Annotated in this window: 18 protein-coding genes and 2 tRNA genes; 16 read left to right on the top strand and 4 right to left on the bottom strand. The window is 69.6% G+C overall.

Features of this window, described 5'->3' with window-relative positions:
• Nucleotides 1–53: 53 nt before the first annotated feature.
• Nucleotides 54–2642, bottom strand: a complete 2589-nt coding sequence (pepN, locus tag AS25_RS04950; protein WP_035962216.1) for an aminopeptidase N — start codon at nucleotides 2640–2642, stop codon at nucleotides 54–56.
• 297 nt (nucleotides 2643–2939) lie between these two features.
• On the opposite strand from pepN, the gene AS25_RS04945 reads away from it, so the two are divergent.
• Nucleotides 2940–3452 (top strand): ribose-5-phosphate isomerase, encoded by a 513-nt coding sequence (locus AS25_RS04945; protein ID WP_035962215.1) that lies wholly within the window; start codon nucleotides 2940–2942, stop codon nucleotides 3450–3452.
• Between the two features lie 15 nt (nucleotides 3453–3467).
• A complete protein-coding gene (locus AS25_RS04940) occupies nucleotides 3468–4391 on the top strand; it encodes an Fpg/Nei family DNA glycosylase (protein ID WP_035962212.1) in 924 nt (307 codons plus the stop codon).
• Between the two features lie 145 nt (nucleotides 4392–4536).
• Here AS25_RS04940 and AS25_RS04935 read toward each other — a convergent pair.
• Nucleotides 4537–4607: transfer RNA gene (locus tag AS25_RS04935), tRNA-Gly, on the bottom strand.
• A 186-nt stretch (nucleotides 4608–4793) separates the two neighbouring features.
• Here AS25_RS04935 and AS25_RS04930 point away from each other — a divergent pair.
• The 6 genes from AS25_RS04930 (at nucleotide 4794) to AS25_RS04905 (ending at nucleotide 10085) form a co-directional block, all read left to right on the top strand.
• Nucleotides 4794–4866 (top strand) — tRNA-Pro (locus AS25_RS04930).
• A 104-nt stretch (nucleotides 4867–4970) separates the two neighbouring features.
• A complete protein-coding gene (gene tig / locus AS25_RS04925) occupies nucleotides 4971–6374 on the top strand; it encodes a trigger factor (RefSeq protein ID WP_035962210.1) in 1404 nt (467 codons plus the stop codon).
• A gap of 300 nt (nucleotides 6375–6674) precedes the next feature.
• Nucleotides 6675–7277, top strand: a complete 603-nt coding sequence (locus tag AS25_RS04920; RefSeq protein ID WP_035962642.1) for an ATP-dependent Clp protease proteolytic subunit — start codon at nucleotides 6675–6677, stop codon at nucleotides 7275–7277.
• Nucleotides 7278–7326: 49 nt separating this feature from the next.
• The gene (locus tag AS25_RS04915; protein ID WP_035962208.1) at nucleotides 7327–7989 is read left to right on the top strand and encodes an ATP-dependent Clp protease proteolytic subunit; all 663 of its coding nucleotides are present in this window, start codon (nucleotides 7327–7329) and stop codon (nucleotides 7987–7989) included.
• 165 nt (nucleotides 7990–8154) lie between these two features.
• Nucleotides 8155–9450, top strand: a complete 1296-nt coding sequence (gene clpX / locus AS25_RS04910; RefSeq protein ID WP_035962207.1) for an ATP-dependent Clp protease ATP-binding subunit ClpX — start codon at nucleotides 8155–8157, stop codon at nucleotides 9448–9450.
• Between the two features lie 32 nt (nucleotides 9451–9482).
• On the top strand, nucleotides 9483–10085 hold the full coding sequence (locus tag AS25_RS04905) for a mycothiol-dependent nitroreductase Rv2466c family protein (RefSeq protein WP_035962206.1): 603 nt from the start codon (nucleotides 9483–9485) through the stop codon (nucleotides 10083–10085).
• A 103-nt stretch (nucleotides 10086–10188) separates the two neighbouring features.
• On the opposite strand, the gene valS is transcribed toward AS25_RS04905, so the two are convergent.
• Nucleotides 10189–12840 carry a valine--tRNA ligase gene (gene valS, locus AS25_RS04900; protein ID WP_035962204.1) on the bottom strand — a complete coding sequence of 884 codons (2652 nt, stop codon included), beginning with the start codon at nucleotides 12838–12840 and terminating at the stop codon, nucleotides 10189–10191.
• A 50-nt stretch (nucleotides 12841–12890) separates the two neighbouring features.
• Here valS and AS25_RS04895 point away from each other — a divergent pair, with 50 nt between their 5' ends.
• The 8 genes from AS25_RS04895 to cobA all read left to right on the top strand — a co-directional run bounded on the left by AS25_RS04895 (nucleotide 12891) and on the right by cobA (nucleotide 20760).
• Nucleotides 12891–13259: a DUF488 domain-containing protein gene (locus AS25_RS04895; RefSeq protein WP_035962202.1), complete on the top strand. Its 369-nt coding sequence runs from the start codon at nucleotides 12891–12893 to the stop codon at nucleotides 13257–13259.
• Between the two features lie 63 nt (nucleotides 13260–13322).
• The gene (locus tag AS25_RS04890; protein ID WP_035962200.1) at nucleotides 13323–14123 is read left to right on the top strand and encodes an SDR family oxidoreductase; all 801 of its coding nucleotides are present in this window, start codon (nucleotides 13323–13325) and stop codon (nucleotides 14121–14123) included.
• 233 nt (nucleotides 14124–14356) lie between these two features.
• Complete coding sequence (locus AS25_RS04885; RefSeq protein ID WP_156960894.1) at nucleotides 14357–15421, top strand: ABC transporter substrate-binding protein; 1065 nt, start codon at nucleotides 14357–14359, stop codon at nucleotides 15419–15421.
• A 6-nt stretch (nucleotides 15422–15427) separates the two neighbouring features.
• Nucleotides 15428–16507, top strand: a complete 1080-nt coding sequence (locus tag AS25_RS04880) for a FecCD family ABC transporter permease (protein WP_035962197.1) — start codon at nucleotides 15428–15430, stop codon at nucleotides 16505–16507.
• Nucleotides 16504–17583 carry a FecCD family ABC transporter permease gene (locus tag AS25_RS04875; RefSeq protein WP_253270475.1) on the top strand — a complete coding sequence of 360 codons (1080 nt, stop codon included), beginning with the start codon at nucleotides 16504–16506 and terminating at the stop codon, nucleotides 17581–17583. Before AS25_RS04880 ends, AS25_RS04875 begins: the two co-directional genes overlap by 4 nt.
• A gap of 5 nt (nucleotides 17584–17588) precedes the next feature.
• A complete protein-coding gene (locus AS25_RS04870; protein ID WP_052160726.1) occupies nucleotides 17589–18476 on the top strand; it encodes an ABC transporter ATP-binding protein in 888 nt (295 codons plus the stop codon).
• The gene (locus AS25_RS04865; protein ID WP_035962195.1) at nucleotides 18473–19504 is read left to right on the top strand and encodes a siderophore-interacting protein; all 1032 of its coding nucleotides are present in this window, start codon (nucleotides 18473–18475) and stop codon (nucleotides 19502–19504) included. Before AS25_RS04870 ends, AS25_RS04865 begins: the two co-directional genes overlap by 4 nt.
• A gap of 89 nt (nucleotides 19505–19593) precedes the next feature.
• Nucleotides 19594–20760 (top strand): uroporphyrinogen-III C-methyltransferase, encoded by a 1167-nt coding sequence (gene cobA / locus AS25_RS04860; protein ID WP_035962193.1) that lies wholly within the window; start codon nucleotides 19594–19596, stop codon nucleotides 20758–20760.
• Here the strand turns inward: cobA and nirB are convergent.
• A complete protein-coding gene (gene nirB / locus AS25_RS04855) occupies nucleotides 20748–23402 on the bottom strand; it encodes a nitrite reductase large subunit NirB (protein ID WP_035962191.1) in 2655 nt (884 codons plus the stop codon). The genes cobA and nirB overlap by 13 nt on opposite strands.
• Between the last annotated feature and the right edge of the window lie 87 nt (nucleotides 23403–23489).

Raw genomic sequence — 23489 nt, 5'->3', positions numbered from 1 at the left:
CGCCGGAGCAGCGGCCTGCGGGTCGAGTGGCTGGGAAGAGTCCTGCGTCCCACTCATCGGTCGGCCTCCGGGGTGTGGGCCGTGGTGTCCTGCACCGCCGCGGCGTCCACGGCCTGGGCGCGCACTGCGCGGCGCGCGGCGTCCTGGCGTTCCAACACGATCCGCCGCAACCCGGACAGGGCCGGGTCCAACCGGTCGAGGAACGCCTGGGCGGCGTCCACCGTTTCCTGGGCGACGGCCCGGGGGAACAGTCCCACGGCGATCTGCTGCGCGAGTTCGTGCGTGCGCTCGGTCCACACACCCGTGACGGAGTCGAAGTAGCGTGAGGCGTACGGGGTGACCAGGGCGTCGTCGTGCACGCGGAAGAACCCGGCGATGGCCGCCTGCTGCTGGGAGTTGGGCAGTGCACCCTCGTCCACAATGAGCCGCCACGCCTCGGCCTTGGCCTCCGGGGTGGGGATCGCGGCGCGCGCGGTGGCCGCGGCGATCGCACCGGTTTCGGTGTTGTCCTCGGCCAGCGCACGGTCGACGTCCTCGGCGCCCTTGCGGCCTGCCGCGACGAGCGCGATCAGCACGGCCCAACGGGTGTCCGTGTCCAGTTCGATCCCCTCGGGGACGCCCCCGTCGAAGAAACCCTCGATGCGATCGAAATGCGCCTCGGTGCACGCCCGGCGCAGGAAGGCCCGGAAGAACTGCCACTGGTGGTCGGAGCCCGCCTCCGCGGCGGCCGTGAGATCCCACAGGGTGTCCGCGGCCCGGGCCCGGACCTCGTCCGCGTGCTCGGGGGCGAGGTAGCGGTCCAGGGCCACGTCCAGCTGGCGCAGCTGCACCTGTACGGCCGTGGAGTCGGTCTCGTGGCCCACGTTGGAGAGCACGAGGTCCACGTAGTCGCGCGCCGGGCTCACGCCGTCGTGCACGGAGTCCCACGCCGCGGCCCACACGAGCGAGCGGGGCAACGACTCCTCGAAGTCTCCGAGGTGGGTGGTGGCCGTGGCCAGGGAGCACTCGTCCAGGCGGATCTTGGCGTAGGCGAGGTCGTCGTCGTTGAGCAGCACCAGGTCCGGGAGTTCGCGACCCACGAGCTGCGGGACGTCGGTGAACTCGCCGTCCACGTCCAGCTCCACGCGGAACGTGCGGCTCAGCAGTCCGGTGTCCTCACGGTGGTCGTAGAAGCCCACGGCCACGCGGTGGGGCCGCAGGGTGGGATGGCCGTCCTGGCCCAGCTGCTCGATCCGGAAGGATGTGATGACGCCATCGTCATCGGCCTCGACCTGCGGCACCAGGGTGTTCACGCCCGCGGTCTCGAGCCAGCGCGCGGACCAGTCGGTCAGGTCGCGCCCGCTGGCCGCCTCGAGCTCGACCATCAGGTCCGAGAGCTCCGTGTTGGACCACGCGTGCTTGCCGAAGTAGCGGTTGAGCCCCGCCATGAACTCCTCCTGGCCCACCCAGGCCACGAGCTGCTTGAGCACCGAGGCACCCTTGGCGTAGGTGATGCCGTCGAAGTTCACGAGCACCGCCTCGAGGTCCGGGATCTCGGCCTTGATGGGGTGGGTGGTGGGCAGCTGGTCCTGTTCGTAGCCCCAGGACTTCTCCCCGGCCGCGAACGTGGTCCACGCGTTGGTGTACCGGGTGTTCTGCGCGCACGCGAGCGTGGACATGTACTCGGCGAAGGACTCATTCAGCCACAGGTCGTTCCACCAGCGCATGGTCACGAGGTCCCCGAACCACATGTGCGCGAGCTCGTGCAGCACGGTGATCGCGCGGCGCTCCACGCGGGCCTGCGCCGGCTTGGAGCGGAAGACGTAGGACTCCACGAAGGTCACCGCGCCCGCGTTCTCCATGGCGCCGGCGTTGAACTGCGGCACGAAGAGCTGGTCGTACTTCTCGAAGGGGTAGGGCACCCCGAACTGGGACTCGAAGAACTCGAAGCCCTGCTTGGTGACCTCGAACATCTCCTCGGCGTCCACGTACTCGAACAGGGAGCGGCGCGCGAACAGGCCCAGCTCGATGGTGCGTCCGTCCGAGGAGACCAGGCTGTCCCTGGTCTTGACGTAGGGGCCCGCGATCAACGCGGTGATGTAGCACGAGATCACGGGGGTGGGGGAGAACTCCCACCGGGCCACGCCGTCCGCCACTGGGAAGGGTTCCGGGGTGGGCTGGTTGGACACCACGTCCCAGTCGGCGGGTGCGGTGACCGCGAACCGGAACGTGGCCTTGAGATCGGGCTGTTCGAACACCGGGAACATCCGGCGGGTGTCCGCGACCTCGAACTGGGTGTAGAGGTACACCTGATCGTCCACGGGATCCACGAACCGGTGCAGGCCCTCGCCCGTGTTCATGTAGTACATCCGGGAGTCCACCACGAGCTCGTTGTGCTCGGCGAGATCGGGCAGGTCGATGCGCTCGCCGTCGCTGACCTGCGCGGGGTCCAGGGAGGTGCCGTTGAGGGTCACCGAGTCCACGGACGCGGTGATCGCGTCGATGAACGTGTGCGCTCCCGCTTCGGCATCGAACGTCACCGTGGTGCGCGCCCGGAAGGTCTCGGGGTCCCCCGTGAGGTCCAGATCCACGTGGTAGGACTGGACCGAGATGATCCGCGCGCGCTCGGCGGCCTCCGCTCGGGTCAGGTTCGTTCCGGGCACAGCGGCGTTCCTCTCCTCGACGACAATTCGATGCCCGCGCGGGGCATCTTGCCATTATGGCAGCCGTCGCAAGTCCCGCCGCGGGCCCCGCGCCGCGGACTCGGTCCCGCGTTCTTCCGCGCACACATGCTGCGACGGCACGCCCCCTCCGCCGTCCTGTTCCCTTGCCGGGCGCCGACCTCGGGAGCGCCCGCGCCGGTGGGATCGACGGCTAAGGTGGAGGCGACCCTTTCCCCGTCGCGGAGCAGACGTGCCGGTTGCCCCGCGACCACCCCGTCCAGGAGTTGCTGACGTCCCATGCGCGTGCACATTGCCACCGACCACGCAGGCCTCGAGCTGTCCCACTTCCTCATGCAGCGGCTGAGCGAGGACGGTTACGAGATGATCGACCACGGCCCCGCGGTCTACGACGCCGCGGACGACTACCCCGCGTTCTGCATCAGTGCCGCCCAGGGGGTCCGCGAGGACCGCGAGAACGGTCTGGACTCGCTCGGCATCGTGCTGGGCGGTTCCGGTAACGGCGAGCAGATGGCAGCCAACCTGGTCCGGGGGATCCGCGCGGCCCTCGTATGGAACGAGGACACCGCCCGGCTGGCCCGGCAGCACAACGACGCCCAGGTGATCGCGATCGGCGGGCGCCAGCACGGCAACGACGAGGCCCTGGAGCTCGTGCGGATCTTCCTCGCCGAGCCGTTCTCGGGGGAGTCCCGTCACGTGCGCCGGATCGAGCAGCTCGCCGAGTTCGAGCGCACCGGGGACATCGCGGGCCACCTCTCCGAGGTCCCGGTCCGCCCGTACACGCAGGACTGAGCGGGGGCGTCGGACGTGCCCGAGGGCCACTCGATCCACCGCCTCGGGCGTCAGCTCGGGGACCTGTTCGTGGGCCAGCGGTTGCGCGTCACGAGTCCCCAGGGCCGCTTCGCCGCGGGTGCCGCCGTGCTGGACGGGCGCGTCCTGACGTGCGCCCGCGCCCACGGCAAGCACCTCTACCTGGACTTCGCGGCGCCCTGTGATCCGGACGACGTCGTGGTCATGCGTTCGCACCTCGGCATCTACGGCGCGTGGAGTTTCGCGGGGGACGAGCAGTTCGCGGCGGCGTCCTCGATCGGCGCCCCGCGCCGCGTGGGGGAGCGCGAGTCCGGCTCCGCGGAGGAATCGGCAGTCGCGTACGACGACGCCGGACGGGTCGTTCCCGAGCCCCCGGTCGGTGCCGTGCGGGCCCGGTTGGCTGGCGAGCACGGGTGGGCGGATCTACGCGGGCCGGCCCTGTGCACGGTGGAGACACCGGAGGAAGCGCGGGCCGCGGAGGCCAAGCTGGGACCGGACCCCCTGGACCCGCAGGCCGATCCGGAACCGTTCCTGCGTGCCGCGGCCAGGAGCAAGCGGGCGATCGGCGTGCTGCTCATGGAGCAGAACGTGGTGTCGGGGATCGGCAACATCTTCCGGGCGGAGTCCCTGTTCCGCCGGGGTGTGAACCCCATGACGCCCGGAGCCTCGCTGACCCGCGAGGACCTGCTCGGGCTGTGGGAGGAGAACGTGACGCTCATGGCCGTGGGGGTGCGCGTGGGCCGGATCATCACCACGGATCCGGCGGACCGCCCCGACATCCCGGACACCGAGGCATGGCCCGAGCATGCGAACTACGTCTACCACCGCCACGGGCAGCCGTGCCTGCGGTGCGGGACCACCGTGCTCAAGCGCGACCTCAACGGGCGGGGGCTCTACTGGTGCCCGAGCTGCCAGGCGTGATGCGGCCTCGCACCCACCGTGTGCCCGCTCCGGTTCGACGCGGCGTCGTACTGCGAGAGTCTTCCGGGGGGTGTCGGGAGAAGGGTCGCGGGAACGACGAAACCCCGCGGCGCACACGGGTACAGCGGGGTTTCGGGGATCGCTGAGGGGATGACGGGAATCGAACCCGCGTAGCCAGTTTGGAAGACTGGGGCTCTACCATTGAGCTACATCCCCGGGGACGTTGAAAGAGTACACGAGCCCCAGAAACCGTGCCAATCACCGGGTTCTACCACCCGGTTGCCGGGTGCGGGGCCGCGACACGATAGACTGTCGTGATGTCGGCTCGCCCGCGGGCGAGCCGTCGACCTCGTTCCGTCCACGGGCGGAGACGAAACGGAGCGCGTGTCGGGCACGTGATCACGGGGTGTAGCGCAGTGGCTAGCGCGCCTGCTTTGGGAGCAGGAGATCGCAGGTTCGAGTCCTGTCACCCCGACGTCTGAGCGTTGCAGCGCGTCGCGTTGCGGCGCTCGTTGACCGGCCGGACCGACCCCGGTCCGTTGTAGCAAGTACCCATCGACCCCAGGAGTGACAGCGGAAGTGAAGAGCGCCGTCGAGAAACTCAACCCCACCGAGGCGAAGATCACCATTGACATCGCTTACGCGGATCTGAAGCCGTTCGTCCAGAAGACCTACAAGGAACTGGCCGAGCAGATCCAGATCCCCGGCTTCCGCAAGGGCAAGGTGCCCTCCAAGCTCATCGACCAGCGCGTGGGCTTCGACTTCGTGGTGGAGAACGCCCTGAACGAGGGGCTCAACGACTTCTATCAGCAGGCCCTCGCCGAGCACGAGCTGACCCCGCTGTCGCAGCCCCAGGTCGAGGTGCTTTCCAAGCCGGAGGGTGACGACCGCGAGGCCGACAGCCAGGTGGAGATCTCCGTGGCCATCCGTCCCGAGATCGAGCTGCCTGACTACAAGGGTCTGAAGATCGAGGTGGACGCCCGTGAGGCCTCCGCCGAGGACGAGCAGAAGGCCCTGGACGAGCTGCGCGGTCGCTTCGGCACCCTCAAGACCGTGGATCGCCCCGCGGCCGAGGGTGACCACGTGACCCTCGACCTGCAGGCGCTCGTGGACGGCGAGGAAGTGGACGCCGCCAACGACCTGTCCTACGAGGTGGGCTCCGGCACCATGCTCGAGGGCATCGACGAGGCCGTGACCGGCCTGTCCGCCGGTGAGGACGCCACGTTCGAGACCACGCTGGCCGGTGGCGAGCACTCCGGTGCCGAGGCCACGGTCAAGGTCAAGGTCACGGCCGTGAAGGAACGCGAACTGCCCGAGGTGGACGACGAGTTCGCCCAGCTGGCCTCCGAGTTCGACACCGTCGATGAGCTCAAGGAGGACCTGAAGAAGCAGGCCGCCGAGTCCGTCGCGGTCGAGCAGGGCATCGAGGCCCGTGACAAGGTGCTCGAGAAGCTCGTGGAGCTCATCGAGGTCCCGGTCCCCGAGAACGTCATCGAGGAGCAGGTCACCCAGCACTTCGACTCGCCGCAGGCCCAGGCCTCCGCCGAGCCCGGTCACGACACCGAGGAGCACCGTGCCGAGGTCCGTGAGAACGCCGCGACCGCGTTCCGCAACGAGATCATCCTGGACGCCGTGGCCGAGGCCGAAGAGGTCGGCGTGGAGCAGTCCGAGCTGATCGACTACATCGTTAACATGTCCCAGCAGTACGGCATGGACCCCAACCAGTTCGCACAGATGCTGGACGGCTCCGGCCAGGCCGGGATGATGGTCGGTGAGGTGCGCCGCCGCAAGGCCCTGGCCAAGGTCCTCGAGTACGCCACCGTCACCGACTCCAACGGCAAAGCCGTGGACCTGTCCAAGTTCGTGGGCTCCGCGGACGACGACGCCGCCGACCAGGGTGCCGAGGCCGAGTCCGCTCCGGCCGTCTCCGAGGAGACCGCCGCGGACGAAGCTGCCACCGACGAGGCCGCCGAGACCAAGTGAGTCACCCGTTGGCACCCGGGTGAACCGGGTGCCAACGGCCTCCGCGCAACGCCACGACGAGCCCCTCCACCGAGGGGACGTCGTGGCGTTTCGCTGTCCGCGTGCCACCATGCGCCAGAAGCGAACACCGCGGAACACCGGGCGTGCGCGGGGAGACGGCGCACTACGCTGCTGAGACAGAACGTGTTCATGGGTTCGGTTCGGCGGCGCTCGTTCGACCCGGACCCGTCCAGCAGAAAGAGGGCATTCATGACCTCCACTCCCATTCAGCCGTACGGTGCCGCACCGGCCACTCCGCGTATGGAGGACATGGCGCCGGGTGGTCAGGACGACTACGTCTACAACCGACTGCTCAAGGAACGCATCATCTGGTTGGGTTCCGAGGTGCGGGACACCAACGCCAACCTCATCTGCTCGCAGATGCTGTTGCTCTCCGCCGAGGACCCCGAGGCGGACATCTACCTCTACATCAACTCCCCGGGCGGTTCCGTCACGGCGGGCATGGCCATCTACGACACCATGCAGTTGATCCCCAACGACGTCGTCACGGTCGCCACGGGCCTCGCCGCGTCCATGGGGCAGTTCCTGCTGTCCTCCGGGACCAAGGGCAAGCGCTACGCGACCCCCAACGCGCGCATCCTCATGCACCAGCCCTCGGGCGGCATGGGCGGTACCGCGTCCGACATCCGCGTGCAGGCCGAGCTGATCCTGTCCATGAAACAGCGCCTCGCGGAACTGACCGCGGAGCAGACCGGTCAGACGCTCGAGACCATCCTGCGCGACAACGACCGTGACAACTGGTTCGACGCCCAGCGCGCCCTGGAGTACGGATTCTTCGACCAGATCGCCCAGTCCGCCGGCAACGTGACCGGTGGCGGCGGAACCATGAAGGACTCCCAGTAAGCAGCGCGCGAGCTGCCACGGACCACCCACAGACTTTCAGGACGGACCAATGAACTTGCCTCACGCCACTGCACCGCAGTTGCCCACCAGCCGCTACGTGATCCCGGACTTCGAGGAACGCACCCCGTACGGCTACCGCCGCCAGAACCCGTACACCAAGCTGTTCGAGGACCGGATCATCTTCCTGGGCGTCCAGGTGGATGACACCTCCGCGGACGACATCATGGCGCAGCTGCTCGTGCTCGAGTCCCAGGACCCGGACCGGGACATCACCATGTACATCAACTCCCCGGGCGGTTCGTTCACGGCCATGACGGCCATCTACGACACCATGCAGTACATCCGCCCCGAGATCCAGACCGTGTGCCTGGGCCAGGCGGCCTCCGCGGCGTCCGTGCTGCTCGCGGGCGGCACCCCCGGTAAGCGCCTCGCGCTGCCCAACGCGCGCGTGCTGATCCACCAGCCCGCCATGGAGGGCCAGGGCGGCGGTCAGGCCTCGGACATCGAGATCCAGGCCAACGAGATCATGCGCATGCGCACGTGGTTGGAGGAGACCATGGCGCTGCACACCAACAGGGCCGCGGAGGAGATCAACCGCGACATCGAACGCGACAAGATCCTCACGGCCAAGGAGGCCCAGGAGTACGGCATCATCGACCAGGTGCTGGACTCCCGCAAGATCAACAAGCCCTCCACGGTCACGCAGGCCTGAGCGGCGGCCCGGAGGCGCAGCTTCCGGGGGTGACGAGGGGACGGACGGCCACGGTGCACGGATGTGCGGCGTGGCCGTCACGCGCCTCGGCATGATTGGGCGGGCTGTCAGAAGCTCGCTTAGAGTGGACCCAGCATCCGTCAAGACGAACTGTGAGGCTGATACATGGCGCGCATCGGGGAGAGCGTTGACCTGCTCAAATGCTCCTTCTGTGGCAAGAACCAGAAGCAGGTGCGCAAGCTCATCGCGGGCCCGCGGGTCTACATCTGTGACGAGTGCATCGAGCTGTGCAACGAGATCATCGAGGAGGAGCTCACCGAGGTCACGGAGACGGACCAGACGGAGCTGCCCCGCCCGCAGCAGATCTACGACCACCTGCGGGAGTACGTGATCGGTCAGGAGCCCGCCAAGCGCGCCCTGGCAGTGGCCGTGTACAACCACTACAAGCGCATCCGCGCCGGGGTGTCCGGGCACACGCTCACCATTGCGGGCTCCGAGGGGGACGAGGAGGCCATCGAGGTGGCCAAGTCCAACATCCTATTGGTGGGACCCACGGGGTCCGGGAAGACGTACCTCGCGCAGTCCCTCGCCAAGAAGCTGGACGTGCCGTTCGCGGTCGCGGACGCCACTTCCCTGACCGAAGCCGGATACGTGGGGGAAGACGTTGAGAACATTCTTCTCAAGCTCATCCAAGCCGCTGATTTCGATATCAAGAAAGCGGAGCAGGGGATTATTTACATTGACGAGATCGACAAGATTTCTCGTAAATCTGAGAACCCCTCGATCACGCGGGACGTATCGGGCGAAGGGGTCCAGCAAGCGCTCCTGAAGATCCTCGAGGGCACGGTGGCCTCCGTGCCGCCCCAGGGTGGCCGGAAGCACCCGCAGCAGGAGTTCCTGCACCTGGACACCACCAATGTGCTCTTCATCGTGGCGGGTGCGTTCGCGGGTCTCGAGGAGATCGTGCAGCAGCGCACGGGCAAGAAGGGCATCGGTTTCGGCGCCCCCATCCGGGACACCGCGGACGTGGACCTCACGGGTCAGGTCCAACCCGAGGACCTGCTCAAGTTCGGACTGATCCCCGAGTTCATCGGTCGGCTGCCCGTGGTGGCCACGCTGTCCAAACTGTCCGTCGCGGACATGGTGCGCATTCTCACCGAACCCAAGAACGCGCTGGTCAAGCAGTACCGCAAACTCTTCCAGCTCGACGGCGTGGAACTCACCTTCGATCCGCAGGCCCTGGAGGCCATCGCGGAACTGGCCATCGAACGCGGTACGGGTGCGCGCGGTCTGCGCGCGATCCTCGAGGACATACTCATGCCGGTCATGTTCGAGCTGCCGGGCCGCGACGACGTCGCCGCGGTGCTCGTCACCAAGGACGCCGTGGCCAAACTGGCCGACCCCGAGATCTTCACGCACGAGATGATCGACGCCGAGCGGCGTCGTCACAAGTCGGCGTGAGCGAACGAACAGAACGCGCGAAAGGACACCTCATGGCCGAGAAGCAACACGTCGATTTCTGGTTCGATCCCCTGTGCCCGTGGGCCTGGATGACCTCCCGGTGGATGGAGGAGGTCACCCGCATCCGTGACGTGGAGGTGGACTGGCGGATCATCTCCCTGGGCATCCTCAACGAGGACAACCCGGACAACCACCACAACGGACACGTGGAGTCCATGTGGATGGTGCGCGTGATCGAGGCCGCCGCGCAGGCCCACGGCGCCGAGTACTACAAGAAGCTCTACGACGCCATGGGCACCCGCCGTCACCCCGGTGGCATGAAGGACGAAGCCCAGATCATCACCGAGTCGCTCGAGGAGGTCGGCCTGCCCGCCGACCTCGCGGGCGCCAAGGACTCCGAGGACTACGACGCCGCGCTGCGCGAGTCCACCGAGGCAGCCCAGAAGGTGGCCGGTGACGACATCGGGACCCCGTGCATCGCCGTGAACGGCGTGGGCTTCTTCGGCCCCGTGTTCACCCCCGCGCCCAAGGGCGAGGAAGCCGGCCGCGTGTGGGACGGCGCGTTGGCACTGGCCTCGTACCCCGGTTTCTACGAGCTCAAGCGCGGCCGCGAGAAGGGCCCCGACTTCAGCTGACGTCCCGCGGCGGCCCGTGCGCCGGAGCGTGCGCCCGACCGCTGCAGACATGAACGAACCCCGTCACACACGTGGCGGGGTTCGTTCATGCGCCGGACTCGACTCAGGCCTGGGGCGTCTCCTCGAGCTCGACGTCACTCACGGCCAGCTCGCCCTCGGCGTCGGTGAGCGTGAGGTCCGCGGCGTTACCGGCGGCCTGAAGGTCCTCCAGCCCCGCGCGCAACTGCTCGAGCTGCGCCGCCGGGCCGGAGATCACCGCGGAGGTCACCGCGGTGCGCTGCTTGACCTTGGCCTCGGACTTGGCCTTGCGCAGCCCGGACAGCGCCTCGCCCACCACGGTGAGCACCTCGGGATCGCCGTCGCGCGCGGGCTCGGCGAATCCGTCGGTCACGGGCCAGGACGCGCGGTGCACCGAACCGGAGCGCCACCACGACCACACCTCTTCCGTGGCGAACGGGATGAACGGTGCGAACAAGCGCAGCAGGGTGTCGAGCGTCGTCGCGAGCGCCGCGTGCACCGAGGCCTGCGCGGCCTCCCCGCGGGAACCGTACGCGCGGTCCTTCACGAGCTCCACGTAGTCGTCCGTGAAGGTCCAGAAGAAGGACTCGATCAACTGCAGGGCGCGCGCGTACTCGTACTCCCGGAATGCGGTGCTCGCGCGCTCCACGACGTCTGCGAGCTGGGCCAGCAGGGAGCGGTCGAGCCCGTTGGTCACCACGGAACCGTCCGTCCCGGAGCCCAGCACGGAGGCCTCGGTCACGCCCTGGGCCAGCACGAACTTGGACGCGTTGAGCAGCTTGATCGCCAGGCGCCGGCCGATCTTCATCTGGCCCTCGTCGTAGGCGGTGTCCGCGCCCAGCCGGGCCGACGCCGCCCAGTAGCGCACCGCGTCCGAGCCGTACTTCTCGAGCACCTCGGTGGGAACCACCACGTTGCCCTTGGACTTGGACATCTTCTTGCGGTCCGGGTCCAGGATCCACCCGGACAGTGCCGTGTGCTGCCACGGAACCGTCTGCGCGAGCGTCTCGGCGCGCACCACGGTCGAGAACAGCCACGTGCGGATGATGTCGTGGCCCTGCGGGCGCAGGTCCATGGGGAACGTGTTGGCGTGCAAGGTCTCGTCCACGGCCCAGCCGGTCGCGATCTGCGGGGTCAGGGAGGAGGTCGCCCAGGTGTCCAGGACGTCCGGGTCCGCCATGAACCCACCGGGCTGATCGCGCTGGTCCTCGGTGTAGCCGGGGGCCACGTCCGTGGTGGGATCCACGGGCAACTGGTCCTGCGCGGGCAGCACGGGGTGGTCGTAATCCGGTTCGCCGGACTCGTCCAGCGGGTACCAGACCGGGAACGGCACACCGAAGAAGCGCTGGCGGGAGATCAGCCAGTCCCCGTTGAGCCCCTCGATCCAGTTCTCGTAACGCGAGCGCATGAACGAGGGGTGCCACGAGATCTCGCGGCCGCGCTCGATCAGGGCGTCGCGGCGCTCGGCGTCCCGGCCGCCGTTGCGGATGTACCACTGGCGGGAGGTGACCACCTCGAGGGGCTTGTCACCCTTCTCGTAGAAGTTCACGGGGTGGGTGATCTTCTTGGGCTCGCCCTCCATGTCACCGGACGCGGCGAGCAGTTCGACCACGGTCTTCTGCGCGGAGAACACGGTCTTGCCGGCGAGCTGCGCGTAGTTCTCGGCCGGGGCGCCGTCGGCGATCCATGCGGGCTGCTCCGAGGCGAAGCGGCCGTCGCGGCCGATCAGGGCGCGCGTGGGCAGGTCCAGTTCGCGCCACCACGTGACGTCGGTGAGGTCACCGAACGTACAGATCATGGCGATACCCGAGCCCTTGTCCGGCTTGGCGAGCGGGTGGGCCTTGACCTCGACCTCCACGTCGAACAGCGGGGAGCGCACGGTGGTACCGAACAGCGGCTGGTAGCGCTCGTCGTCCGGGTGGGCCACGAGGGCCACGCACGCGGGCAGCAGCTCGGGACGGGTGGTCTCGATGAAGACCTTCTCGCCGTCCGGGCGGTGGAACGCGACGCGGTGATAGGCGCCCTCGCGTTCGCGGTCCTCGAGTTCGGCCTGGGCCACGGCGGTGCGGAACGTGACGTCCCACATGGTGGGGGCCTCGGCCATGTACGCGTTACCGGCCTCGTAGTCCTTGAGGAACGCGAGCTGGGAGACCTTGCGGGAGTGCGCGTCGATCGTGCGGTACGTGCGGGTCCAGTCCACGGACAGGCCCAGGGTGGAGAACAGGTGCTCGAAGACCTTCTCGTCCTCGACCGCGAGTTCCTCGCACAGCTCGATGAAGTTCTGGCGGGACACCACGTCCCAGTCGCGCTGGTTCTTGGCCGGCTTCTCCGGGGGCCGGTAGCCCTCGATATACGGCTTGCCGGGTTCGCAGCGCACGCCGTAGTAGTTCTGCACGCGCCGCTCGGTGGGCAGGCCGTTGTCGTCCCAACCCAGCGGGTAGAACACGTTCTTGCCGGACATCCGCTGATAGCGGGCGATCACGTCCGTCTGCGTGTAGGAGAACATGTGTCCCACGTGCAGGGAGCCGGAGGCCGTGGGCGGGGGAGTGTCGATCGAGTAGACGTCCTCGCGTGTGGTGTCCTCGCGGAACGCGTACGTGCCGTTCTCGCGCCACTGCGCGGAGTACTTCTCCTCCAGGCCCTCCAGGGCCGGCTTGTCGGGGACGTTCACCGCGGTGGTGGACGCAGCGCTGTCGGTGATTTCGGGCGTGTCTGTACCCTCGAGGTTCTGTGCCATGTGCTCCAGTCTCTCATGCACGCGGGCACGGACCGTCGTAGCGTGGGGCCATGGCACGTTTGCACATCCACCGCATTCGCGAGGACGCCGCGCAGGACGACGGCGCCCGGATCCTGGTCGACCGGTTGTGGCCGCGCGGGGTCAGCAAGGACCACGCAGCCCTGGACCACTGGTTCAAGGGGGTGGCCCCGAGCGATGAACTGCGAAAGTGGTTCGGTCACGACCCCGAGAAGTTCGACCGCTTCGCGCAGCGCTACCGCGAGGAACTCGACGAGGACGCCTCCGGGGAGGTCGTAGAACTCAAGCATCTGCTGCGGGACGTGGACTCCGTGACCCTGCTCTACGACGCCAAGGACGAGGAACACAATAACGCCGTGGTGCTCCTGGACTGGCTGCGCGATCACCGCAGTGGGTTCTGAAACGTCCTAATCAAGCCGATCCGGATACTTCCGCGTCATAATCCCACGCGTTACGGTGGAGGTATGACTCAGAACACACACCCCACCTACAGCGATCCCAAGCCGCTCGGCAACGGCAAGGTGGCCGTGGTCACCGGTGCCTCCACGGGCATCGGTGAGGCCACGGTGCGCCGCCTGCGCGAGAGCGGGTGGACGGTGTACGCCGTCGCCCGCCGCGCGGAGCGTCTCGAGGAGCTGGCCCGGGAGACCGGCGCGAGTGCCGTGCCCACCGACATCACCGACCAGGCGCAGGTGGATGCCCTGCGCGATCGGGTGCTCGGTGAGCAGGACACCGTGGACGCGATCCTCAACATCTCCGGTGGTGCACGCGGCACGGACACGGTGGCCGACGCCAAGGACGAGGACTGGCAGTGGATGTACGACGTCAACGTGATGGGCACCCTGCGGGTGGTCCGGGCGTTCCTGCCCACGCTGCGGGCCAACGGTGAGGGCACGGTGTTGAACCTGACCTCGATCGCCGCCCAGCGCGCGTACGAGGGCGGTGCGGGCTACAACGCCGCGAAGTACGCCGAGCGCGCCATGACCGAGGCGCTGCGCCTCGAGGAGGCCGAGCACAACGTGCGCGTGGTGGAGGTGGCACCCGGTCTGGTCCACACCCCCGAGTTCTCGCTCATGCGCCTGGGTGGTGACCAGGCGGCCGCGGACAAGATCTACGCGGGAGTGGAAAAGCCGCTCTCGGGCCAGGACGTGGCCGAGGTCTGCGCCTTCGCCGTGGAACTGCCGCACCACGTGGACCTGGACACGATCACGGTCAAGCCCGTGGCCCAGGCCGCGCCGCACAAGATGATCCGCACGAACAACTGACAGCGTGCGTTGCGGTGACCGGCCGCCGGTGCCTCGGAGCACCGGCGGCCGGTTGCCATTGGTGGGCCGGTCCTGCCCATCCGCCCGACGCCCCATGACCGGTCGGCGGAATGCCAGGTGGCTCTGCTCGGTCCGGCCGCACCCGGGAGAGCACGCACGGAGCGGTTGCGGCCGAACGGGAGCATGAATTAGGTTAGGCTCGCCTTATCAAATTCAGTGACCCAGGAGTGTCCATGTCCCCTCACCGGTCCGGGAACGCGTCCCGGCAGTTCAACCGTCGCACCCTGCTGGGCTCCGGTCTGGCCGTGGCCTCCCTCATGGGACTCGCGGCGTGCTCCACGGGCGCGCGGGGCGGGGACGGGCAGGCACAGACCCCCGGTGCCACGGCGTCGTCGAGCCCCACGGACACGTTCCCCGTGGAGGTGACACACGCCCTGGGCACCACGAAGGTCGAGGCCGCGCCGCAGCGGGTCGTGTGCGTGGGCGCGAGCAACACGCAGGACTTCGTGGCCGCGCTCGGCGTGGTGCCGGTGGGCATGACCAAGGTGGCCTGGGGCGGCAACGCGAACGGGTCCACCGACTGGTTCGACGCCAAGGTCTCAGAACTGGGCGGGCAGACGCCCAAGGCCATGGACGAATCGGACGGTGTGAACTTCACGGACATCGCCGAGCTGAGCCCGGACCTGATCGTCGCGGTGAACTCCGGGGTCACCCGGGAGGAGTACGACCGCCTCACGAAGATCGCCCCGGTGGTCGCGTACCCCACGGGCCCGTGGGTCAACTCGTGGCAGGACATGCAGCGTGTCACGGCCAAGGCCCTGGGCCGTTCCGCGGCCGGTGACGAACTCGTGAGCCGCACCGAAGAACTCGTCTCCCGGCGCTCCGACGAACTCGGCGCGGCCAAGGGCAAGACCTTCATCTACGGTGACGTCTCCCAGAGCCTGGGGTTCTACGGCCCCGCGGACGGACGCCCCCGCTTCTTCACCGAGCTGGGGATGAATCTCGCGGACGCGGTCAAGGATAACATCACGGAGGATCAGTTCTGGCGCGAATGGCCCCGCGAACGCGCCGACGAGCTCACGAGCGACCTGTTCGTGGCGGCCGCGGAGGACGACGCCCAAGCCGAGAAGTTCCGCACGGACCCGATCCTCAAGACCATCCCCGCGATCGCGAACGGGCGGGGGATGTTCCTCACGGACAAGCAGGACGTGCTCTCCGGGTACTCGTCCTCTCCGCTGTCCATGCCCCACGCGCTCGACGCCCACATCCCGGCGATCAAGACCACGCTGGGGGCCTGACCCTTCGTGCCCGGCAGTTCCACGTTCGCCCGCCCCGACGCCGCGCCGTCCGCCCCGCGCGGGCGCGCGCGGGGTCGGGGTATGTCCTGGCTCGCCATGGCGGCACTGCTGCTCGTGGCCGTGTTCCTCTCGATCTCGTACGGGTCCCGGCCCATCGGGCTGGGGGTCACGTGGCACGTGGTCCCGCACGTGTTCTCGGGTGACCCGGGGGCCGTCCCGGGGGTTCCCGCGCTCGACGGCGCCGTGGTCGAGTCCCGCGTGTGGCGCACCGGGGCGGGCCTGCTCACCGGGGCCGCGCTCGCCGTGGCCGGGGCGTTGCTACAGGGTGCCACGCGCAACCCCCTGGGCGATCCGGGGATCCTGGGGCTGACGGCCGGGGCCGCGTTCGCGGTCGTGGCCGGCGGCGCGTTCCTGGGTCTGACCGGCGTCACGCACCAGTTGTGGCTCGCGGCCCTGGGCTCCGCGGTGGCCATGGCCGCCGTGTACGCGCTGGCCTCCGCGGCCCGGGGCGGGGCCCGTCCGGTGACCCTGGCCCTCACGGGGGCGGCGGTCTCCGCGGGTCTCACGGCCCTGACGAGCGCGGTGCTGTTGAGCAACCAGGCCACGTTCGACACCTTCCGGCGCTGGCAGGTCGGTGAGCTGACCCGTCCGGACGGCACGTTCCTGGTACTCGCGACCCCCGTGATCCTTGTGGCCCTGCTGCTCGGCTGGACGCTGGCCCGGTCCCTGGACACCCTGACCCTGGGCGATGCCCTGGGTCGCGGACTCGGGGTGAACCCGGCGCTCGTGCGCGGCCTCGCGGGTCTCGCCGTGGTGCTGCTCGCGGGCACCTCCACCGCGCTCGTGGGCCCGCTCGTGTTCTGCGGGCTGCTCGTGCCCCACGCGGTGCGATCGCTGGTGGGGATCTCCTACCGCAGGGTCGTCCCGGCGTGCCTGCTCGCGGGCCCTTTCATCGTCCTGCTCGCGGACGTCGTGGCGCGCGTGCTCGTCCCGGACCGGGAGATCCAGGTGGGGATCGCGCTCGTGGTGATCGGCGCCCCCGCGCTCGTGGCCGTGATCCGACGCAGGGGAGTGGTGGCCGCGTGAGTCCCGCCGTGAATGGTGCGGTCCATGGTGCGGGGACGACGTCGCTGCCCGCCCCCGCGACCGTGGCCGCCGTGCGCGCGGGACGCTCCCGCTCCCGACGCCGCACCCGCCGGGTCACGGCGCTGCTCGTGCTCGTGCTGGTCCTCGCCTCCTTCGCGCGGATCGCACTCGGTAAGTACGTCGTGGCCGTGCCCGACCTGATCGCCGTGCTCGCCCACGACTACTCCGGTCCCGCCGCGTACATCGTGTGGGACATCACCCTGCCGCGCACGGTGCTCGGGATCCTCACGGGGATGGCCTTCGGGATCGCGGGCCACCTGTTCCAGCGCGTGCTGCGCAACCCCCTGGCCTCCCCGGACATCATGGGTGTCTCCTCCGGGGCCGGGCTCGGCGCGGTCGCGGCCATCACGCTGGGTGGGCTCTCCGGTGCCGCGGTGACGCTCAGTTCTCTTGCCGGAGGTTTCGGCCTCATGCTCGCGGTGGTCCTGGCCGCCGGGGGTACGCGGGCCAACATCGGCAAACTCGTGCTGACCGGCGTGGCGGCGGGAGCGCTAACCTATGCGGCGATCAATGCGGTGCTGACCCGCGCGGACATCTACGCCGCCCAGGACGCAATGCAGTGGCTCACGGGTTCCCTCAACGCCGCCCGGTGGGTGGACATCGCGCAGGTGGGGATCTGCCTCGCGATCTTGCTGCCCGTGTGCGCGGTACTGGCGCCCGCGGTGGACACGCTCGGCGCGGGGGATCCCCTGGCCGCCGGGCTCGGGGTGCACGTGCGTGCCACGCGGCTCGCGGCCCTCGGGCTCGCCGTGGTGCTCGTGGCCGTGGCGGCCTCCGCCGTGGGGCCCGTGGCGTTCGTGTCGTTCATGGCCGCACCGATTGCGCGGGGGCTGGGCGGCGGTGCGGGTCACGCTCGGCACGCCGCGCTCGTGGGCGCGGTGCTCATGGTGGTCTCCGACTACGTGGCCGCGGAGACGATCCCCGGGCTGGCCCTGCCCGTGGGCGTGGTCACCGCGGCGGCCGGCGCGCCCGTGCTGCTGTGGTTGTTGATCGGGCGAGGAAAGGCGGAAGCATGACGTCCATGACCGATCCGATTCGGGCCGGGGGGCCAGCGCAAGGCGAGGACGCGGCGTCGTCGTCGTCGGAGCTCGCGGTGCGCGGGCTGACCGTGGGCTACGGCGAGACGCCGGTGCTGCGGGACGTGAGCGTGACGTTCCCCGCCGGCGCCGTGACCGCGCTCGTGGGCGCCAACGGCTGCGGGAAGTCCACGCTGCTCAAGGCGTGCGCGCGCCAGCTCAGCCCGTCCGCCGGGGAGATCCTCGTGGGCGGGGCGGACGTCAGCAGGTGGCACCGCACGCGGTTCGCGCGCACCGTGGGTTTCCTCCCGCAGGACCCCGTGGCGCCCGAGGGCGTGACCGTGCAGGAGCTCGTGGCGCGCGGACGGCACCCGTACCGCGGCGCGTTCGGACGGTGGCGCGCCCAGGACGACGACGCCGTGGCCGAAGCGGTCGAACTCACCGGGCTGGGGGACCTGCTCGAACGCCGTGTGGGGGACCTGTCCGGCGGTCAGCGCCAACGCGTGTGGATCGCCCTCGCGCTCGCGCAGCACACGGACGTGCTGTTGCTCGACGAACCCACGACCTATCTGGACATCGCGCGCCAGGCCGAGATCCTGGACATCCTCACCGCACTGCAGCGCTCCCGCGGGATCACCCTGGTCATGGTGCTGCATGAACTCTCGCTCGCGGCGCGGTACGCGGACGTGCTCGTGGCACTCAAGGACGGTGCGGTCGCCGCGACCGGCACGGCCGAACAGGTCATGACCGATCAGGTGGTCAGCGACGTCTTCGACATGTCCGCGCGGGTGCTCCACGACGCCCCCACGGACGCCCGGCTCGTGATTCCGTGGACGGGACCGGCGAGCACCGCGCCGAGCACTTCACGATCCCCCGAGGAGGTACTGCCATGACGGAACTCGCATGCGTGACGGCCACCGTCACGGCAAGGACGAAGCTCAGCGAACACCTCGTGCGCGTACGTGTGGCGGGGCAGGACCTGCGGATCATGCCGTGGGGTGACCAGGGACCGGGCCCCCGCGCGGACGCCTACCTCAAGGTGCTGATCCCACCCACCCCCGGGGCCACCGTGGCGGTGGACGTGAGCGACATGACCCGGTGGCGGCGCGAACTCATGGCCGCCCCGCCCGAACGCCGGGGTTGGCTGCGCACGTACACGGTGCGTGATGCGGCCGAGGTGGAGCTGGCCGGGCACATGGTCCCGGAGCTGGCCATTGACGTGGTGCTCCACGACGACCCCGAGCACGGGATGGGCCCCGGGGCCGCGTGGGGTGACACCGTGCGAGAGGGCCAGGACGTGCAGCTGCTCGTGCCCTCGGGTGGGTCCCCCTGGTGGGCCGCGTGGGACGAACGGCGTGCGGCGGACCAGGACGTCGTGCTCGCCGGGGACGAGACGGCCCTGCCCGCGCTCGCCGCGATCATCGACGGCATCGAGCGGGGGGTGCACGTGGGTGCGCCTACCCCTTCTGCCCCGCCCCGCAGCGTCACGATCGCGGTGGAGGTCCCCTCCGAGGACGACGCCGTGGCCGCGGCCGGGCCGCGCGCCCTCGCCCGGGCGACGTCGTCCGACGGGCACACCCTGACCGTGACGCTCCACGGCGGTACCGAACTGCACTGGACGTGGCTGCCCCGGCGGGGACGCCCGCGCGGACTGGACCTGGAGCTGTGGCTGTGGCACCGGTTGTCCGAGCGCGCCCGCCGCTACTGGGAGGTCGGTCACGGCGAGCCCGAGGCCGCCCCGTCGGAGGAAGCGGACTTCGTGTGGGACGTCGCCCGCCCGGAGGGCCGCGGCACCTACTGGTTCTTCGCGGCGGAATCCGCCACGGTGAAGTCGCTGCGCCGGATGTGCGTGAGCGGGGGAGTGCCCAAGACGGACATCTCGTTCATGGGGTACTGGAAACAAGGAGCGGCCACGGAGTGACCCCGCGGATGTGACGTCCGAGGTCAGGGGGGCCAGCCCGCGGCGTAGCATGGCGATGATCCGCCCGCACCCGAGGAGAGCTCCCGACCATGACCTACCCCCTGGGGCTGAACCTCGCCGGACGCGCCGTGCTGGTGGTCGGTGGGGGACCGGACGCCGCGCGCCGGACGCGGTCCCTGCTCGCCGAGGGCGCCCTCGTGGACCTCGTGGCACCGGATCTCCATGACACATTGCGGGACCTCGTGGGCTCGCCCGGCCTCACGTGGCACGAGCGCGCGTTCCGCCCCGACGACCTCGACGGCGCGTGGCTCGTTTTCCTCCACGTCCCGGACCCGGAGGAGCGGGAGCGCGTGGCGCTCGCGGCGGAAGAGCGTCGGGTCCTGTGCGTCACGGACGACGCCGCTCCCGGGTCCGATCGCGCAGCCGGTACTCAGGCACCGGTCACTCGGGCGCCGGTTACCGAAACACGGGTTGCTCAGGATTGCGTCTCTCAGGCCCCGGTCACTCAGGAACCTGGGACGGTGGCGCTCGTGGGCGGAGGACCCGGCGACCCCGGACTGCTCACGGTGCGCGGCCGGCAACTGTTGGCGGACGCGGACGTGATCGTCGCGGACCGGCTCGGCCCTACTGACCTGCTGCCGGAGCTCGCGCGGCACGCCCGCATCATCGACGTGGGCAAGCGCGCCGGGTATCACAAGTACACGCAGGACCGGATCAACGAGACCCTCGTGGAACAGGCCCAACTCGGGCTGCGGGTCGTTCGGCTCAAGGGTGGGGACCCCTACGTGTTCGGCCGCGGTGGCGAGGAGGTCGAGTTCTGCCGGGCCCACGGTGTGGCCACCCAGGTGGTGCCGGGTGTGACCTCGGCGATCTCCGTTCCGGCCGCCGCGGGGATCCCCGTGACCCACCGGGACATGACCCACGGGTTCACGGTGATCACCGCGCACCAACAGTTGCGTCACGTGCCCTATATGGACGGGCATACGTTGATCCTCATGATGGGCGTGCGGGGTCTCGAACGTAACGCCGAGTTGCTCATGGCCGCGGGCTATCCCGCAGACACCCCGCTCGCGGTCGTGGAGCGGGGCTGGACCCCGACCCAGCGCACGACCGTGGCGCAACTGGACACGATCGCCCGCGTGGCCCGCGAGCGCGAGGTCACTGCTCCCGCGGTGATCGTGGTGGGCCGGGTCGCAGCGCTTGCGCACGAGTCATCCGCGATCCCAGGCCCCCAAGGGTCGGATCAGGAGGGCTGACCCACCGGGATCCTCGCCCCGGACACCAACACCTTGTGCCCCTCACCGGCCTCGGACTGGGCGATCTCCTCGGGGGTGGCCGGGCGGATCTGTTCGCGTTCGAGCACGTACATGCGCGCGTCCACGTCCTCCGGGGCACTCTCGGGGTGATTCACGAACGCGCGGAAGCGGCGCAACCGGTCGGGGTCCGCGAGGGTCGCGGCCCACTCGTCCTCGTACGCGTCTATGTGGCGGGCCACTTCCGCCTCGAGGTCCGCGCAGATCCCGAGCGAGTCGTGCTGGATCACGTCCCGCACGTGCTGCATCCCGTCCCCGTACTGTTCGTCCAGGTCCTCCAACCAGCGGGCGGTGCGCTGGAGCTTGTCCGCCGTGCGGATGTAGTACATGAGGTAGCGGTCGATGTACCGGAACACCTGCTCCCGCGTGAGGTCCTTCGCGAACAGCCGGCCATGGGCGGGATTGGAGCCGCCGTTGCCGCCCAGGAACAGGTTCCACCCGTTGGTCGTGGCGATCACGCCCACGTCCTTGCCCTGGGCCTCGGCGCATTCGCGGCTGCAGCCCGAGACCCCGAACTTGAACTTGTGGGGTGAGCGCAGCCCGCGGTAGCGGTTCTCCAGGTCCACGGCGAGCGCCACCGAGTCCTGCACGCCGAAACGGCACCACGAACTGCCGATGCACGACTTCACGTTGCGCAGCGCCTTGCCGTACGCGGAACCGGACTCGAAACCGGCGTCCACGAGTTCCTTCCAGATCTCCGGCAGCTGCTCCAGGCGGGCACCGTAGAGACCGATGCGCTGGGCACCCGTGATCTTGGTGTACAGCCCGTACTCCTGACCCACCCGGGCCAGCACGCCCAGCTTCTCGGGGGTGATCTCGCCCCCGGGGATGCGCGGGATCACCGAGTAGGTGCCGTCCTTCTGCATATTGGCCATATTGCGGTCGTTGGTGTCCTGCAGGGTCCCGCGGCCGCCGTCGAGCGAGTACGCGTGGACCTGCGAGTGCAGGATGGACGCGACTGCCGGCTTGCACAGCGCGCAACCGTCCTCGCCCGTGCCGAAGCGGGCGAGCACGGACTCGAAGTCCTCGAGCGCGGTGGAGCGCACCGCTTCGTAGAGCTCAGGCCGGGACATGGGGAAGTGCTCGCACAGGGCCTTGGACACCGTGAGACCCATGGCCTTCATGCGCTGCTCCAGCGTCTTCTGCAGCATGGGAACGCACGAGCCGCACTGCGTCCCGGCCGTGGTGCAGGCCTTCAACGATGCGACGTCGTGCGCGCCGTCGTCCACCGCGGCACGCACCGTGGCGAAGTCCACGTTGTTGCACGAGCACAGGATCGCGTCCCCGGGCAGCTCGGTGTCCGGGACGCCGTCGCCGCCGGCCGCGCTGAGGTACGCGCCGGGCTCGGCGGGCAGCTCACGCCCGAGCAGGGGCTTCAGGGAGTCGAACGGGGAGGCGTCCCCCACGAAGACGCCGCCCAGCAGGGTCTTGGCGTCCTGCGAGACCACGACCTTCTGGTACATCCCGCGCGCCGGGTCCGCGTAGAGCACCTCGAGGCTGCCGGGGGTGCGGCCGAGCCGGTCGCCGAAGCCCGCGACCTCCACGCCGGAGAACTTCAGTTTGGTGGCGACGTCGAACTCCGCGACCTCCGCGTCCCCACCCGTGAGATTGCGCGCGGTGGCCTCGGCCATCGCGTTCGCCGGCGCCACGAGGCCCCACGTACGGCCCAGGATGTTGGCGACCTCGCCGATGGCCCATACGTGCGGGTCCGCCGTGCGGCAGTGATCGTCCACGAGGATGCCGCCGCGCTCGCCCAGGCGCAGGCCCGCGGCCTTCGCGAGTTCGTCGTTCGGGCGGATGCCGGCGGCCATCACGACCATGTCCGCGGGAAGCGTGCGCGCCGCGGACTCGTCACCCAGGGACTGCGCGAGGGAGACGGAAACGACTTCCCCGGTGTTGTCCGAGTTCACGGAGGAGATGAACGCACCGCACTCCACCTCGATCCCCGTGGCGCGGATCGCCTCGTTGACCGCGTATCCGCCGGCCTGGTCCAGTTCCACGGACAGCAACCACGAGGCCACGTCCAGGATCACGGGGTCCGCTCCCACGCGCTGCAGGCCCTCGGCCGCCTCGAGCCCCAGCAGGCCGCCGCCCACGACGACGGCGCGCGGTCGCCTCCCGAGCCGCTCCTGCAAACGGGCGGCCTCCGAGACCATGGTGCGGACGTCGTCGACCGTGCGGAAGACGTGCGCGTGCTGTGAGCCCGGGATGGGGATGACCGCCGCGCGGGACCCCGTGGCGAACACGAGCTCGTCGTAGGGATGCTCGGTGCCCCCCTGATCGGTCACGACGCGACGGTCGCGGTCCACGCGCGCGGCGCGGGTGTTGGTGAGCAACTCGATGGCCGGTTCATTCCACAGGCTCCCGTCCCCGAGGGTCAGGTCCTTGTCCGGCTCGGCGAACAACTGCTCGAGCGCGACCCGGTCATACGGGTCGTACGGCTCGTCCATGAGCACTCGGATCCGGTCCGCGGGACCGCTGCGCTCGGCAAGCGCACGGACCAGGCGGAACGCCGCCGGGCCACCTCCCAGGACGAGGATCGTGCGGGGTGTGCCGGGGGCGGTGGGTGTCTCGTGCGCTGCCATGGGGACCTCCGTCGGGCGATCGGTTGCGCCGCGACCGTACGGGGCACGGCACTGCTAATATTAGCCGGGAAAATACGTAATTCCCGG

Origin of the sequence: Kocuria marina (genome assembly GCF_000786655.1) — a bacterium.
GTDB lineage: Bacteria > Actinomycetota > Actinomycetes > Actinomycetales > Micrococcaceae > Kocuria > Kocuria marina_A.
Note: the sequence above shows the minus strand (reverse complement) of the source record. Positions and strands in the feature narration are given on the sequence as shown.

Coding starts and splice junctions, on each gene's coding strand:
- AS25_RS04945 (WP_035962215.1), top strand. CDS start 2,940: ATGCGCGTGCACATTGCCACCGACCACGCAGGCCTCGAGCTGTCCCAC.
- AS25_RS04920 (WP_035962642.1), top strand. CDS start 6,675: ATGGAGGACATGGCGCCGGGTGGTCAGGACGACTACGTCTACAACCGA.
- AS25_RS04915 (WP_035962208.1), top strand. CDS start 7,327: ATGAACTTGCCTCACGCCACTGCACCGCAGTTGCCCACCAGCCGCTAC.
- clpX (WP_035962207.1), top strand. CDS start 8,155: ATGGCGCGCATCGGGGAGAGCGTTGACCTGCTCAAATGCTCCTTCTGT.
- AS25_RS04905 (WP_035962206.1), top strand. CDS start 9,483: ATGGCCGAGAAGCAACACGTCGATTTCTGGTTCGATCCCCTGTGCCCG.
- valS (WP_035962204.1), bottom strand. CDS start 12,840: ATGGCACAGAACCTCGAGGGTACAGACACGCCCGAAATCACCGACAGC.
- AS25_RS04895 (WP_035962202.1), top strand. CDS start 12,891: ATGGCACGTTTGCACATCCACCGCATTCGCGAGGACGCCGCGCAGGAC.
- AS25_RS04890 (WP_035962200.1), top strand. CDS start 13,323: ATGACTCAGAACACACACCCCACCTACAGCGATCCCAAGCCGCTCGGC.
- AS25_RS04885 (WP_156960894.1), top strand. CDS start 14,357: ATGTCCCCTCACCGGTCCGGGAACGCGTCCCGGCAGTTCAACCGTCGC.
- AS25_RS04870 (WP_052160726.1), top strand. CDS start 17,589: ATGACCGATCCGATTCGGGCCGGGGGGCCAGCGCAAGGCGAGGACGCG.
- AS25_RS04865 (WP_035962195.1), top strand. CDS start 18,473: ATGACGGAACTCGCATGCGTGACGGCCACCGTCACGGCAAGGACGAAG.
- cobA (WP_035962193.1), top strand. CDS start 19,594: ATGACCTACCCCCTGGGGCTGAACCTCGCCGGACGCGCCGTGCTGGTG.
- nirB (WP_035962191.1), bottom strand. CDS start 23,402: ATGGCAGCGCACGAGACACCCACCGCCCCCGGCACACCCCGCACGATC.